Source organism: Halomicroarcula saliterrae (assembly GCF_031624395.1).
In the GTDB taxonomy this organism is placed as follows: Archaea; Halobacteriota; Halobacteria; order Halobacteriales; family Haloarculaceae; genus Haloarcula; species Haloarcula saliterrae.
Genome location: NZ_JAMQON010000003.1, coordinates 102,533 through 115,702 on the forward strand (window position 1 = coordinate 102,533; position 13,170 = coordinate 115,702).

Sequence of the window (13,170 nt, forward strand, 5' to 3'; positions counted from 1 at the left end):
GTTGTCCGAGTTGGCTGCACCGCTCTCGGCTCACCGAAGGCAGGGTCGCCTGTCCGCCCGTGGCGGCCCAGCGGGCGTATCTCGTCGACCGTGGGACGCTGACACCCGAGGAAACCGAGGCGTGATACGACCGCCAAGAGTCGATGGAACGGTCAGACGTTCTGGTCGCGTCGCAGAACCGTTCAGCGTCGCAGTGTCGAACACAGTTCAGTGGCGTGATTGAACATTACCCGTCCAGACGACCGAGCGGGCGAGGAGTCCGAGGGTCTGAACTGTCGGTGCGAATATCATCCTGAATCCCACGACGACAGTCGTGCGTAGCTCCAACTGCTGGGATCGGCGAAAACGGATAGGGTGGAGCGTGTGACTGCAGTCGAAGCGAACAGGCGAGAGTACTTAAACCCAGCCGAAGCGGAGTGAAAGTGTAATCACGGGACGAGGAGACCGTGCAGACAGCCATCACTGCGGTGTCAGGACCGGGGAACGCGATAAATAACTGACGGCCGACTCGCTTGGCAGAACTGTTTTAGGCGGCCTCGGCAAGATATGGAGTAGATGGATACGTGGCAGCGGCGGACGCTGATATACATCGTCGGGCTGGCCGGCGTCATTCTGGGTTTTGCAGCCGTCTACGACTACGGGATGTCGGCCTTCGAGAACGACCCTCGCAGCTTCCTCCGGTCGCTCCAGTTCGTCGTCGAGACGTTCACGACCACCGGCTACGGCTCCGACTCACCGTGGCAGAGCGCGGAGATGCTCGTCCTCGTGATGGTGATAGACATCACCGGCGTCATCCTCATCTTCCTCGCGCTGCCGGTCCTCCTCTTCCCACTGTTCGAGGAGGCAATAGAGACGAACGCCCCGACCACCGTCGAGCGCGACCTGGAAGACCACGTCGTTATCTGCCAGTTCACCCCCCGTGGCGAGACGCTCGTCACCGAACTCGAATCGTGGGATGTGGACTACATCGTGGTCGAACCGGACAGCGACCGGGCCGACGACCTTTACGAGGAGGGATACCACGTCATCCACGCCGACCCCCAGTCCGTCGAGGGGTTAGAGCAAGCCCGCCTCTCCAGCGCCCGCGCACTCGTCGCCGACGCCTCCGATCAGGTCAACACGAGTATCGTTCTCACCGCCCGCGAAGTCGACGAAGACGTGCGGCGGGTCAGCGTCGTCGAGGAGCCCGACCGGGCGAAGTACCACGACCTCGCCGGCGCCGACGCCGTCCTCTCGCCGCGCCGGCTGTTGGGCGAGAGCCTCGCCAGCAAGGTCACGACCGGCGTCTCGACGACGCTGGGCGACTCCATCGAGGTCGGCGAGGACTTCGACATCGCGGAGCTGCCGATCCACCGGGGGAGCGGCCTCGTCGGGACGACCCTCGCCGAGAGCCAAATCCGCGAACAGACCGGCGTCAACATCATCGGGGCGTGGTTCCGCGGCCAGTTCGTCAGCCCGCCCTCGCCCGACGCCGAACTCGACGGCTCGACCGTCCTGCTGGCCTCCGGGACCGCCGACCAGCTCGAATCGCTGAAGTCGATGACCCTCTCCAGCGTGCGGGGCTTTCGCCGCGGCGAGACGGTCATCGTCGGCTACGGCGAGGTCGGACAGACCGTCGCCGGCCACCTCGAAGAGGCCGCCGTTCCGTACACGGTGCTCGACCGGAAAGCGAATGACGGCGTCGACGTTGTCGGCGACGCCACGGAGCCCGACGACCTGCGAGCGGCCGACGTGCAGAACGCCCGCACGGTCATCCTCGCGCTCTCGGCGGACACCGACACCGAGTTCGCGACGCTCGTAATCCGGGACCTCAACCCCGAGGTCGAAGTCATCGCCCGCGCCGAGGAGACCGAGAACGTCACCAAGATGTACCGCGCGGGGGCCGACTACGTCCTCTCGCTGGCGACCGTCAGCGGCCGGATGCTCGCGTCCACGATTCTGGAAAACGAGAACGTCATCTCCATGGACCAGCAGGTCGAAATCATCCGGGTCGACGCCGGCAAACTCGCCGGGACGAGCCTCGGTGACGCGGACGTCCGCTCCCGGACCGGCTGTACGGTCGTCGTCGTCGAGCGCAACGGGACCGTACTGACCGACCTCGGACCGGACGTGCGCGTCCAGTACGGTGACAGCCTCGTCATCGCCGGAACGGATGCCGGTGTGGCGCAGTTTCAGCGCCTCTTCTAAAGTACCTTTTTCCGGCTCGGGTGTCCTCGCGGCGCTTCGCGCCACTGCGGGCACCACTCGCCGCAAAAATCTACGCTAAAATGGCCGAAAGCGCGCCATCGGCGCGCTTTCGGAGAACCGGCGGCTCCGCCGCCGGACGCACTCAGCGCCAGCCTGCCCTTCCCCGTGTTCGCGCGATGGAACGCGCTCACGGCCACAGACAGTCGTGAAGGCGGCTGTCACAGAACCCATCGCGGTGGGGCTCACGCGCCAAAGCGACTGTAACTTGCGACAGCAAGCATTCCTTTTCACCGGTTGCGAGCGGTATCTCTCGTCGAGCGGTCTCCAGACAGATGTCTTCGGACGACGACACCACCAGCACGGCGGAAATAGAGAATCGAATGCAACAGCTGGGCCGCTACTCTCAGTTCGTAAAGGCCGGGCTCGGTGTCATTCTCGGTGCGTTCCTCCTGGCGGTGGTCGTTCTGTTGCCGGCGAATCTGGACGCTGCCACGGCCGCGGTCGACGCGATTCTCCTCCCCCTGATATTCGTCGGAATGGGGCTCCTGTTGTTCGGTATCGGGATGCATCTGCACCTGCTGCATCTGAATCTGGTGCGGCAGTTGCGGAAGGAGAGGGACTAGGCTATCGCTCGTCCAGCGGCACGAACGTCGTCTCGGCCGGGTCCGGGCCGACGTACCGGGCGCGGGGGCGAATGAGCCGGTTGTCCTCGATGTACTCGATGACGTGGGCGACCCAGCCGCCGACGCGGGACATCGCGAAGATGGGGGTGTAGATGTCGATGGGGATGCCCATCTGGTAGTACGTCGAGGCGGAGTAGAAGTCGACGTTGGGGGCGAGCCCCTTCTCCTCCATGAGGTAGTCCTCGATGGTCGTGGACATCTCGTACCACTTCAGCGAGCCGGCGGCCTCGCCGAGCTCCTTCGAGCGCTCGCCCAGAATCTTCGCGCGGGGGTCCTTGACGTTGTAGACGCGGTGGCCAAAGCCCGACACCCGGCGACCCTCGTCGAGAGCGGTCTTCACCCAGTCGAGGGGGTCCTGTTCGGCGTCGTCGACCTCTTTGAGCATCTCCATGACGTCCTGATTGGCGCCGCCGTGCAGCGGTCCTTTCAGCGTGCCGATAGCGGCGGTGACCGAGCTGTGGAGGTCCGACAGGGTGGAGGCGGTGACCATCGCCGAGAACGTCGAGGCGTTGATACCGTGGTCGGCGTGGAGGACGAGGGCCTGGTCGAAGACGTCCGCGAGGACGTCGTCGGGCACCTCGTCGTTGAGCATGTAGAGGAAGTTCTCGGCGTGGCCCAGGTCCTCGCGGGGCTCGACCGGGTCGTCGCCGCTGCGGATGCGGGTGAAGGCGGCGATGATGGTGGGGACCTTCGCCGTGATTCGGCGACCGGTGGCGAGGTTCACGTCCTCGTCGGTCGGGTCGGCGTCCTCGGGCGCGGGGTCGAACCCGGAGAGCATCGAGACGGCCGTCCGGAGCGCGGCCATCGGGTTCTCGTCGGCCTCGGCCATCTCGCGGACCGTCGCGAGCACGGCGTCGTCCACCTCGCGCTCGCCCGCCATCTCCGAGGCGAACGCGTCGAGTTCGCCGCTGTCGGGCAGGTGGCCGTACCAGAGGAGGTACAGGACCTCCTCGTAGCTGGCACCGTTCGCGAGGTCCTCGATGGTGTACCCCCTGTAGACGAGTTCGCCCGCGTCACCGTCGATCACGCTGAGACCGGATTCGGTGACGAGGACTCCCTCCAGCCCTTTCTTGAGGTCGTCGGACATACCCAAACCGTATCCGACCGGTCGGGAAAAGCATTTTCTTTCCGGGCGTCACTGTCACATGGTCGCCGTCACGAAACTGGACGTTCAGTCACCCGAATGCGGTTGGATTAGGATTTCTCTAACTCCAGACGGCTCGAATAGCGATTCCGTCGCCGAAGCGCGAGAAGAGCTGTCGTGGGAGAAGATGCCATAGAGCGAACCCTTTTCAACAGCGGTGTCAAATCGGGGAGTATGGAGCCCACGGGTACGGTCAAGTACGAGCCGGTGAGTGTCAAAGCGGTGCTTTCGGAGATGAAAGACACCGCCGAGTTGCTCATCGACCTCTCGTACTCGGCCGTGTTGCTGGGAAGCGACGACGTGGCCAGCGAGGTGCTGGAGCTCGAAGCCAAGATGGACGTGCTCCAGCTTCGCGCGCGGATGAGCCTGCTGATGGCCTGCCGGTCGACGGACGACGCCGAGACGCTGGCACCGGTGCTGGGGATGGTCGGGGCCGCCGAGAAGATAAGCGACGCCGCCGGGGATATCGCCAAAGTAGTACTGGAGGATATCGGCCTGCCGGACACGATGCGAGCGGCGCTGCCCGAGGCCGTCGAGACGCTCGTTCGAGCGACGGTCACCGCCGACTCGCCGCTCGCCGGTCAGACGCTCGGTGCGCTGAACCTCGAAACGGAGACCGGCGTACGCGCGCTAGCCATCCGCCGGCAAGGGAACTGGCTGCTCAACCCCACCCGGGAGACGGAGCTGGCAGCCGACGACGTGGTCCTGCTTCGCGGGCCCGAAGACGGCGTCAGCGACGTCTACCACGACGCCACCGGCGAGCGCTACGAGCCGCCCGAACCGCCGGAGGGCGACACGCAGGACCTCGAACGCGCCGTCGACTCCATCGTTCTGATGAAAGACATGGGCGAGCTCGCCGTCGACCTGGCCTACGGCGCCGTGCTCTTCGACAGCGAGGCCGTCGCCGAGGAGGTCGTCGAACTCGAAGCCGAGGTCGACGCCCTCCAGTCCAGATTCGAGGCGTGGACCCTCCGGGCGGCCGCCGACATGGACGACCCCGTCTCGCTGCGCGGGCTGGTCCACCTCGCCCGCTCGACGGAGGTCATCTCCGACGCCGCCCTCGAAATCAGCGAGGGGGTGTTGCGGGGGCTCTCGACACACCCCGTCGTCGCCGAAGCGGTGCGCGAATCCGACGAGATACTCGTCCGCGCGACGGTGACCGACGACAGCGCGCTGGCCGGCCGGACCATCGGCGACGCCGCGGTCAAGACGGAGACTGGGATGCGAATCATCGCTATCCGGCGGGCGACTGGCCAGAGCGACCGCACCGGCCGCGAGGGCGGCGAGTGGGTCGTCTCGCCGGGACCGGAGACACCGCTACGGGCCGGTGACGTGTTGCTCGCGAAGGGGACCCGCACGGGCGCGGAACGGTTCACGACGCTCACGGAGACGAGCGGGCCAGCCTGACCGCCGACACGACGGTGAACACCGCCGTCAGCAGGCCGCCAAGCGAGACGACCAGCACGAAGGCGAGCGCCCCGTAGAGGTACGTCGGGCGCGTGGTCCCGGGGAGGACGAAAAGCGGGGCGAGGACGAAGAAGGCGACCAGCCCCGCCGTCACGAGAGCGGCGAGGCCGAAGCCGTACTTCGCGTTGCGCACCACGTTCAGCGCGGCGACCATCGCCGCCGCGCCACTCTCGGGCTCGGACTCTGACACGGGCCGACGTACGGACTGGGGCAAAAAGACCCCATCGGTGTCGTCGCGGGGCGTGCGGGCGGTTTCGCGCCGCCGAATCCGAACCAGTAAAGTCGGACAACTCCAATGGGCGGGTAATGGTAACTCTCGGTACGGCGAGTGCCGCTCCCGGTGAGATAGACACCGGGCGTCTGGAGGTCGGCGAGAGTCGCGACGGCAGTCCCATCGGTCTGCCGGTCGCGGTCGTCAACGGGTCCAGAGACGGAAAGACGCTCTACATGCAGGCGGCGAGCGACGGCGACGAACTGAACGGCGTGGGCGTCATCCAGCGGGTCGTCCCACAGATAGACCCGACGGAGCTTTCGGGGACGATTCTCGTCTGTGGCATCGTCAACTACCACGCGTTCCAGGTCGCACAACACCGCAACCCCATCGACGACACGAAGATGAACCGGGCCTACCCCGGCGACGCCTCCGGTACCTCCAGCGAGCGGATCGCGGCGGCCACCTACGACGCCGCCGTCAGCGCCGACCTCGTCGTCGACCTCCACCAGGGGTCGACCTCGCGGATGATAGAGGAGGTCCGCGTCCGCTGTGGCTCCCGGCACCGCCTCCACAGCGAGTGCCTCGAACTCGCGAAGGTGTTCGACTGTGGCCACATTCTGGACCAGAAGGGCCCGGACGGCCAGCTCGCGCGGGCCGCGCCGGACGAGGGCGTCCCGACCATCGACCCCGAACTCGGCGGCTGTGTCGGCTGGGACGAACAGTCGATACGGGCCGGCGTCGACGGCGTGTTCAACGTGCTCCGGTACTACGACTTCCTGACCGGCACGTACAGCCCGTCGCCACAGGCCCGCGCCACCGGCTTCGAGCAGTACGGCTCACCGGTCGGCGGGCTCGTCGATTTGCGCCCCGAACTCGGTGACCGCGTCAGTCGCGGGGACACGCTGTTCGAGGTGACCGACGTGTTCGGCGCGACGAAATCCGAGATAACCGCCGACTCGGCCGGCATCTTCTGGCGCTCGCGCCGGCTCCCGCAGGTCGCCACCGGCGAGTACGTCTGTTCGGTCGGGACGAACATCGACACGTACTAGCGCCACAACACCAGCGACACGGGTGTCTCGGCGTCGACCGAGACCCACTGTGAGTCGACCTCGGCCGGGTCCACGTCGGCGGCGTAGCAGATGTATCGCTCCGTCCCGTCCGAGCGACTTCTGACGACCGCCGGGAGGACGCCCTCTTCCGGGTCCGGCGACGGCGTGCGCTCGCCAGCTGACTGGTGTTCAGTACCCATAGACGGTCTCAGACCCGGAAACAGTATTGTTACCAGTCGATTACGTGATAGAAGGCGTCACCGAATGTCGTCGAGGTCGACGAGGAGGGTCTCCGGGGCCGCGAGCCAGTGGGTTGCCAGCTCGACGTCGGGCCTATCTTCCGGGTACAGGAGCGCACGCTGGCCGCCGTCGGCAGTCGGTTCCAGCTCCGCGGTGAGGAGTGCCTCGCTGAACTCGTCCTGTGGAAGTGGCGGTCGTGTCTCGATCTCCGGTTGCGACGACTCACTGCTCATACGGTCGCTACCGGTACGAAACGTATTGTTATAACTTCCATAACCGGGGTCCAGCGAGGGTTTGCCCGGCCTACTGTGTGGCCGCCCCGGTATCGGCGACACTACCGCTCCGGATGTGTCACCCCGTCGAACCCGCCCCGGACCAGCGGCTTGGCGATGTGCCGACGAGCCACCGGCGGGACCTCGTACCAGCCCGGTTCGAGGTCGCGGGCGACGGGTTCCGGGACCTTCCCGTCGGCGCTGGTCCCGCAGTCCCGACAGCGGTAGCCCTGATTCCGCCCGGCCGAGGACATCGTCGCTCCGCAGTCGGGGCAGTCGGGCGTCGCCGGCTCGGTCCGGACCAGCTCGCGGACGGCGAACTTCTCGAGTTTCAGGGTCCCGTCGCTCACCTCGCCACAGACCGTGAGTTCGTCGCCCTCGCGCAGCGCTCGCACGCGGTCGCGAAAGCTCTTCGTGGGCTCGAAGGCGGCACACCGGAGCCGGGCGTCACCGTCGGCGAGCGTCAGGAACACGTGGCCGCCCTCGCGGGTCTCCGGGCCGTCGGCGACGGTGCCGGTGACGCGGTAGGCGCTGTCGTCGGCCACCGAGTCGACGGTCCCCGCCTGCAGATGCACGTCGGTCCCCTGGTTGGTCACGAACGTCGCCCGGCGGTCGACCGGCTCGCTCTCGATGGCGTCGGCGACGGCCCGGCAGGCGTCGGGCTCGTCGCCCCGAATCCCGTAGAGGATCGGACAGGGCGTCCGGGGCACACAGACCGGGTAGCCCGACGCGCTGTCGACGGTGTCCCACACCGTCGGGTAGTGGGCCTCGGCGGCGGCTCGAACGCTCCCGGCGTCGACCTCGCGCTCGGTGCCCCAGCGCGACGCCTCGCGGTAGGCGATGTGTTCGTAGGTCCAGTCGTCGATAGCGGCCCACGCGCCGACGGCCGCGAGCGCGCCGACGAGCCCGCGGCCGTTGCCCCGCTGGGCCCGGGCAAAGCCCGCGGTGTCGGCAAGCAGCGTCGCGGTCGTTCGGTCCTGAATCTCCCTGATCGCGTCGAGGGCGAACTCGGCGACCTGTGCCGGCACCGCGTCGGGCTCGCAGTCGGCGACGACGACGCCGGGGTTCGTCTTCGGGTCGTCGGTCTGAGCGAGGGCGAGCGTCTCGCGGGCCAGCGCGAGCGCGCGGTCGGGGTCGAGGTCGGTGTGTACCGAAAGTGCGGCGTTACCGCGGGTCTTGTGCTCGACGGCCGGGTTGAGACGGACGAGCAGCAGACGCTCGACGCTGCCGCCGGCGTCGCGTATCCGCTCGGCGAGCCGGGCGGCGGCGTAGGTCGTACACATTCCCGTCTCCCGGGAGTCGGTATCGTCCAGTCCGACGACGGTCACACCCTCGGGTACTGGGTTCTCCGGCATAGCGGTTTCGTCGCTGTTCGAGGTCGGCCAGAAACAGTCGCCCGGTTGTCTGTTTCACCGGACGGGAGAGAGGGCAAGGGCTGTCAGGCGGTGTGGACACAGGGGTACCGTCGGCGTTCAGACGGTGACACCGGTAGCTACGGCGACGTTCAGGCCGCGACTAACCGAGTCTCCAGCGACGGCACAACGCATATATGGGGTGACTGGCTTAGGGCCGAATAGAGAAACGATGTCACGGTCGGCACTGGTAGGCAACGTCACCGCTATGCTCGAGGACGCCGGGTTCCTCGTGAGCGACCGGTGTGCGATTCGACCCAAGAGCTTCGACATCGCGGCCCGCCGCGGCGAGGACGTGTTGCTCGTGAAGATTCTGGGCAACATCGACGCCTTCGACGCCCGAACTGGAGCGGAGATGCGCCGGCTGGGGACCTATCTGAACGCGACCCCGATCGTCGTCGGTCTCCGGACGCGCGACGAGGAGCTGAAACCGGGCGTGGTCTACTTCCGCAACGGCGTCCCGGTGCTCTCGCCCGACACCGCACTGGACCTGTTCGTCGAGGAGGTCCCGCCGCTCATCTACGCCGCACCGGGCGGGCTCTACGTCAACATCGACTCCGAGGTGCTGGCAGACATCCGCGAAGAGAAGGAGTGGTCGCTGGGGAAACTCGCCAAGGAACTGGGGGTGTCCAGACGGACGGTCTCGAAGTACGAGGACGGGATGGACGCCTCCGTCGAGGTCGCCGCCGAGCTGGAGGACCTCTTCGATGCCCCCCTCACGTCACCGGTCAGCGTCCTCGACGGCGCCGAAGAGATCCGGGACGAGGAGCCGACGCCGGAAGACCCCGACGTGGCGCCCGAGGACGAACCCATCGCCACCGTCTTCACCCGCATCGGCTTCGAGGTCCACCCGACCAACCGCGCGCCGTTCAAGACCGTCAACGAGAACGCCCGCCGGCGCGAGCAGGTGCTGACCGGCCACTCGACGTTCACCGAGGCCGCCGAGAAGCGCGCCCGCATCATGTCGTCGGTGGGTGCGGTCACCCGGACCCGCTCGGTGTACGTCGTCGACGAGCTGACCCGTGAGTCCGTCGACGGGACGGCGCTCATCGAGGAGGCGGAGATGGAAGATATCGAGGACGCCGACGACCTCCGGGACCTCATCATGGAGCGCGGCGAGGAGCCCGAAGAAGTGGCCTGAGAAGCGGTCGGTGGTTTCTATTCCCCGTGCCGGCGCCGAAAGAATTAGCGTCGATGCCGTCGAACGGCCGCCAATGGCGACACGACTCACTGAGGGGCTCTGGCATATCGACTGCCAGACCCGCGACAAGCCGAACGTCTACGTCGTCGAGGGGGATGGCGGCCGGACGCTCGTGGATGCCGGGTGGGCGGGGGACGAATCGGGGGTCCGAGACGGGCTCGCCGATGCTGGGGTCGACCCGGAGACTATCGACCGCGTACTGCTGACACACTACGACGCCGACCACGTCGGCACGCTAGCGCGGCTGACGCCCGACCTGGACGCGCCGGTGTTCATCCACCACGAGGACCGCGACTACGTCGCCGGTGAGAGCCTGCCACCGTGGACCGCGCGGTTCGGTCTAGAGGCGCTACACCGGCTGTACTACCGACAGCTCACGCTCCCCGACCTCCCGGTTCGCCCGGTCCGCGACGGCGACGATATCGGCGGGTTCGAGGCCCGCCACACGCCGGGACACACGCCCGGCCACACGGTGTACGTGCACGACGGCGTCGATGCGGCGTTCCTGGGTGACCTCGTCAACGCCAGGGGCGAGCGGCTCCGACCGACCGGGCGGGCGACCAACTACGACAGCGAGCGGCTCGAAGCGAGTATCCGGGAACTGCTCGATGACGTGCCGGAGTTCGAACACGCGTGCCCGGGTCACGGGCCGCCGCTGACCGACGGGTTCAGGCGACTGTCACGAGCGGTCGACGGCTGATACTGCGGCCACAACGGTGTTCGGACAGCGGTGCACCTCGAAAAACGCTCACTCACTCCCTTCGAGAACGGTAACGAGCCGGTTACGGACCTACTTACGCCGCGTTGCCGTACGTCTCTTCGAGGTACTCTACGATGTCGTCTGATTCGGGCATCCCCTCGACGCCGTGGTCGGGGTCCACGAGCACCGGGACGCCCGTCTGGCCGGATACCTCCTCGACCTCGGTGCGCTCGCTGTGGGAGCGCGGAACCATGTGTGAGTCGTAGTCCAGCCCCAGTTCGTCGAGCTTCGTGGTCACCTTCGCGCAGTACGGACACCCCTCCAGTTCGTAGAGTTCGAGATTCGCCATTACGCGAGCTTCTACGGGGTCGACCGGAAAAAGCGCGTCGGTGGTGTGTTCGGACGCCACCAGACGGATGGCAGCGGCTCCGCGAGGCAGTTCGTGCTCGCGGTTCCACCACTCGTTACGCGTCGATATCGTCCGGCGCGTCGGCGAGCAGGTCCGAGGCGGTCACCAGCGATTCCAGTTCGAGGTCGTGGTCGGCGAGGTTCTCGGTGGCGCCTTCCTCGCGGTCGACGACCACGAGGACACGTTCGACGACCGCGCCAGCGTCCCGAAGCGCCTCGGCCGCGTCGACGGCGCTCTGGCCCGTCGTCGCGATGTCTTCGATGATGACGACCTCCTCGCCGTCTTCGAGAGCGCCCTCGACGAGGTTCGCCGTGCCGTACTCCTTCTGTTGCTTGCGGGCGATGACGTAGGGGCGGCCCGTCTCGACGCTGGTGACGGCGACCAGCGGGACCCCGCCCAGCGCGACGCCGCCGAGCTTCGCGTCACCGAGGCGCTCGGCGAAGGCCTCGGCGATGAGTTCGAGACACCGCGGGTTCGTCTCGAAGACGTACTTGTCGACGTAGTAGTTCGAAGTCCCACCGTGGGAGAGCTCGAACTCCCCGTACTTGACCGCGTCCGCGTCCCGGAGCGCCGCGATGAGTTCCTGCTTGGCCATACCCCATCTGGACCGGCGGGTGGCTAATGGCTGTTGGAATCGCGTTCCGCGCCGTGAGACCACACAGTAACGGAGTTTGACAGGATTTCCGGCTGTCGACATTCATAAGCCAATCGGCCACGCAGTCTTCCATGAATGCACGTGTTCGGGTCGAGCGGCGTCCGAGGCGTCGCCGGCGAAGAGCTGACGCCACAGGACGCCATGCAGGTCGCACAGGCCGCGGGGAGCGTGTGGACCACGGACACCGAGCGGGTCGCCGTCGCTCGGGACACCCGGACCACCGGGCGGACCTACGAGAACGCCGTGACGAGCGGGTTCACCGGTGTCGGGTTCGACGTCGACAGGCTGGGTATCGTCCCGACGCCGGGGCTACAGGCGTACTGCGAGTCCGAGGGCGTGCCGGGGCTGATGGTGACGGCGAGTCACAACCCGCCGGCGTACAACGGTATCAAGCTCATCGGCCCCGAGGGCGTCGAACTGACGCGCGAGACGCTGGACGACGTCGAACGGGCGCTGGCGGAGGAGCCGACCCACGCCACGTGGGACCGGATGGGGACCGACCGGCGCGTCGAGAGCGCGCGGCGGGCCTACGAGACCGGCATACTGGCGTCGGTCGACCGTGACCGCATCGCCGGCGCCGACCTGACCGTCGTCGTCGACCCGGGCCACGGCGCGGGGGCGCTCGTCAGCCCCGGCCTGTTCCGGGAGCTGGGCTGTACGGTCCACACCGTCAACGCCCAGCCGGACGGCCACTTCCCGGGCAGGAATCCCGAACCCGTCGCGGCCACGCTGGGGGACCTGCGAAGCTACGTCGCCGCGACCGACGCCGACCTGGGCATCGCGCACGACGGCGACGGCGACCGAGCGATGTTCGTCGACGAACGGGGCGAGCATATCGACGGGAGCGCGATGTTCGCGGCGCTGGCCGCCGCAGAGCTCGAAGACGGCGACGGGGTCGTCAGCGCGGTCAACGCCTCACAGCGCCTCGTCGACGTCGTCGAGGAGGCCGGTGCGACCCTCTCGCTGACCCCCATCGGCTCGACGTACATCGTCAGCCGCATCCGGGAGCGACAGGCGGCGGGGACCCACGTCCCCATCGCCGGCGAGGGCAACGGCGGCGTCCTCTTCCCGAACTACCGCATCGCCCGCGACGGCGCCTACACCGCCGCTCGCTTCTGTGAACTGCTCGCGGACCGGTCGGCCCGCGAGCTGGTGGCGCCCTACGACGACTACTACAACGTCCGGCGGAACCTCCACGTCGACGACGAGAGCGCCCGCGAGTCGATGCTCGCCGGTATCGAGGCCCACGCCACAGACGCCGACGCCGAGCTCGACACGACCGACGGCTGGCGGCTGGACTACGGCGACGGCTGGGTGCTGGCCCGGCCCTCGGGGACGGAGCCGGTCGTCCGCGTCTACGCCGAAGCGCGGGCCCCGGAGCGGGCCGAGGAACTGGCCGGCCAGATGGTCGGCGCGGCCGAGCGGGGCGGATAAGATTCTTGATGCTGTGTTCGACGTAGCGGAGACTGACGTGTCGACAGGGAATCGCCCTGGCATACAACAACCTGGTCTTGGTGACACCCTCAATCGGTGAGAG

Annotated in this window: 14 protein-coding genes; 7 read left to right on the plus strand and 7 right to left on the minus strand. The window is 67.4% G+C overall.

The window, feature by feature from the left end; translation table 11 throughout:
- The first annotated feature begins 555 nt into the window (after window positions 1-555).
- Window positions 556-2,187: a potassium channel family protein gene (locus NDI56_RS11845; RefSeq protein ID WP_310919741.1), complete on the plus strand. Its 1,632-nt coding sequence runs from the start codon at window positions 556-558 to the stop codon at window positions 2,185-2,187.
- Between the two features lie 332 nt (window positions 2,188-2,519).
- Window positions 2,520-2,810 carry a hypothetical protein gene (locus tag NDI56_RS11850; protein ID WP_310919742.1) on the plus strand — a complete coding sequence of 97 codons (291 nt, stop codon included), beginning with the start codon at window positions 2,520-2,522 and terminating at the stop codon, window positions 2,808-2,810.
- 1 nt (window position 2,811) lies between these two features.
- Here NDI56_RS11850 and citZ read toward each other — a convergent pair whose 3' ends face one another.
- Window positions 2,812-3,957, minus strand: a complete 1,146-nt coding sequence (gene citZ, locus NDI56_RS11855) for a citrate synthase (RefSeq protein ID WP_310919743.1) — start codon at window positions 3,955-3,957, stop codon at window positions 2,812-2,814.
- A 231-nt stretch (window positions 3,958-4,188) separates the two neighbouring features.
- On the opposite strand from citZ, the gene NDI56_RS11860 reads away from it, so the two are divergent.
- The gene (locus tag NDI56_RS11860) at window positions 4,189-5,421 is read left to right on the plus strand and encodes a potassium channel family protein (protein WP_310919744.1); all 1,233 of its coding nucleotides are present in this window, start codon (window positions 4,189-4,191) and stop codon (window positions 5,419-5,421) included.
- Here NDI56_RS11860 and NDI56_RS11865 read toward each other — a convergent pair.
- Window positions 5,396-5,671 carry a DUF7536 family protein gene (locus NDI56_RS11865; protein ID WP_417936014.1) on the minus strand — a complete coding sequence of 92 codons (276 nt, stop codon included), beginning with the start codon at window positions 5,669-5,671 and terminating at the stop codon, window positions 5,396-5,398. The genes NDI56_RS11860 and NDI56_RS11865 overlap by 26 nt on opposite strands.
- 116 nt (window positions 5,672-5,787) lie before the next feature.
- On the opposite strand from NDI56_RS11865, the gene NDI56_RS11870 reads away from it, so the two are divergent.
- Entirely contained in the window at window positions 5,788-6,744 is a 957-nt protein-coding gene (locus tag NDI56_RS11870) for a succinylglutamate desuccinylase/aspartoacylase family protein (protein ID WP_310919745.1), read from the plus strand.
- On the opposite strand, the gene NDI56_RS11875 is transcribed toward NDI56_RS11870, so the two are convergent.
- From NDI56_RS11875 to NDI56_RS11885, 3 genes are all read right to left on the minus strand, one after another.
- A complete protein-coding gene (locus tag NDI56_RS11875) occupies window positions 6,741-6,944 on the minus strand; it encodes a hypothetical protein (protein WP_310919746.1) in 204 nt (67 codons plus the stop codon). The two genes, NDI56_RS11870 and NDI56_RS11875, sit on opposite strands and share 4 nt — an antisense overlap.
- A 57-nt stretch (window positions 6,945-7,001) precedes the next feature.
- Window positions 7,002-7,217 carry a DUF7511 domain-containing protein gene (locus tag NDI56_RS11880; protein ID WP_310919747.1) on the minus strand — a complete coding sequence of 72 codons (216 nt, stop codon included), beginning with the start codon at window positions 7,215-7,217 and terminating at the stop codon, window positions 7,002-7,004.
- A 101-nt stretch (window positions 7,218-7,318) separates the two neighbouring features.
- Window positions 7,319-8,584 carry a TiaS agmantine-binding domain-containing protein gene (locus NDI56_RS11885; RefSeq protein WP_310919748.1) on the minus strand — a complete coding sequence of 422 codons (1,266 nt, stop codon included), beginning with the start codon at window positions 8,582-8,584 and terminating at the stop codon, window positions 7,319-7,321.
- A gap of 256 nt (window positions 8,585-8,840) precedes the next feature.
- Between NDI56_RS11885 and NDI56_RS11890 the strand changes: the two genes are divergently transcribed.
- Window positions 8,841-9,809, plus strand: a complete 969-nt coding sequence (locus tag NDI56_RS11890; protein ID WP_310919749.1) for a transcriptional regulator — start codon at window positions 8,841-8,843, stop codon at window positions 9,807-9,809.
- 73 nt (window positions 9,810-9,882) lie between these two features.
- Entirely contained in the window at window positions 9,883-10,569 is a 687-nt protein-coding gene (locus tag NDI56_RS11895) for an MBL fold metallo-hydrolase (protein WP_310919750.1), read from the plus strand.
- Window positions 10,570-10,663: 94 nt separating this feature from the next.
- Here the strand turns inward: NDI56_RS11895 and NDI56_RS11900 are convergent, their stop codons facing one another.
- Complete coding sequence (locus NDI56_RS11900) at window positions 10,664-10,918, minus strand: glutathione S-transferase N-terminal domain-containing protein (protein WP_310919751.1); 255 nt, start codon at window positions 10,916-10,918, stop codon at window positions 10,664-10,666.
- Between the two features lie 115 nt (window positions 10,919-11,033).
- Entirely contained in the window at window positions 11,034-11,573 is a 540-nt protein-coding gene (gene pyrE, locus NDI56_RS11905; protein WP_310919752.1) for an orotate phosphoribosyltransferase, read from the minus strand.
- 135 nt (window positions 11,574-11,708) lie between these two features.
- Here pyrE and glmM point away from each other — a divergent pair, with 135 nt between their 5' ends.
- Window positions 11,709-13,067 (plus strand): phosphoglucosamine mutase, encoded by a 1,359-nt coding sequence (gene glmM, locus NDI56_RS11910; RefSeq protein ID WP_310919753.1) that lies wholly within the window; start codon window positions 11,709-11,711, stop codon window positions 13,065-13,067.
- Window positions 13,068-13,170 lie beyond the last annotated feature (103 nt).

What these genes read in the sequence shown, in the direction of transcription:
- NDI56_RS11845 (WP_310919741.1), top strand. Translation starts at nt 556, where the DNA reads ATGGATACGTGGCAGCGGCGGACGCTGATATACATCGTCGGGCTGGCC.
- NDI56_RS11850 (WP_310919742.1), top strand. Translation starts at nt 2,520, where the DNA reads ATGTCTTCGGACGACGACACCACCAGCACGGCGGAAATAGAGAATCGA.
- citZ (WP_310919743.1), bottom strand. Translation starts at nt 3,957, where the DNA reads ATGTCCGACGACCTCAAGAAAGGGCTGGAGGGAGTCCTCGTCACCGAA.
- NDI56_RS11860 (WP_310919744.1), top strand. Translation starts at nt 4,189, where the DNA reads ATGGAGCCCACGGGTACGGTCAAGTACGAGCCGGTGAGTGTCAAAGCG.
- NDI56_RS11870 (WP_310919745.1), top strand. Translation starts at nt 5,788, where the DNA reads ATGGTAACTCTCGGTACGGCGAGTGCCGCTCCCGGTGAGATAGACACC.
- NDI56_RS11875 (WP_310919746.1), bottom strand. Translation starts at nt 6,944, where the DNA reads ATGGGTACTGAACACCAGTCAGCTGGCGAGCGCACGCCGTCGCCGGAC.
- NDI56_RS11880 (WP_310919747.1), bottom strand. Translation starts at nt 7,217, where the DNA reads ATGAGCAGTGAGTCGTCGCAACCGGAGATCGAGACACGACCGCCACTT.
- NDI56_RS11890 (WP_310919749.1), top strand. Translation starts at nt 8,841, where the DNA reads ATGTCACGGTCGGCACTGGTAGGCAACGTCACCGCTATGCTCGAGGAC.
- NDI56_RS11895 (WP_310919750.1), top strand. Translation starts at nt 9,883, where the DNA reads ATGGCGACACGACTCACTGAGGGGCTCTGGCATATCGACTGCCAGACC.
- NDI56_RS11900 (WP_310919751.1), bottom strand. Translation starts at nt 10,918, where the DNA reads ATGGCGAATCTCGAACTCTACGAACTGGAGGGGTGTCCGTACTGCGCG.
- pyrE (WP_310919752.1), bottom strand. Translation starts at nt 11,573, where the DNA reads ATGGCCAAGCAGGAACTCATCGCGGCGCTCCGGGACGCGGACGCGGTC.
- glmM (WP_310919753.1), top strand. Translation starts at nt 11,709, where the DNA reads ATGCACGTGTTCGGGTCGAGCGGCGTCCGAGGCGTCGCCGGCGAAGAG.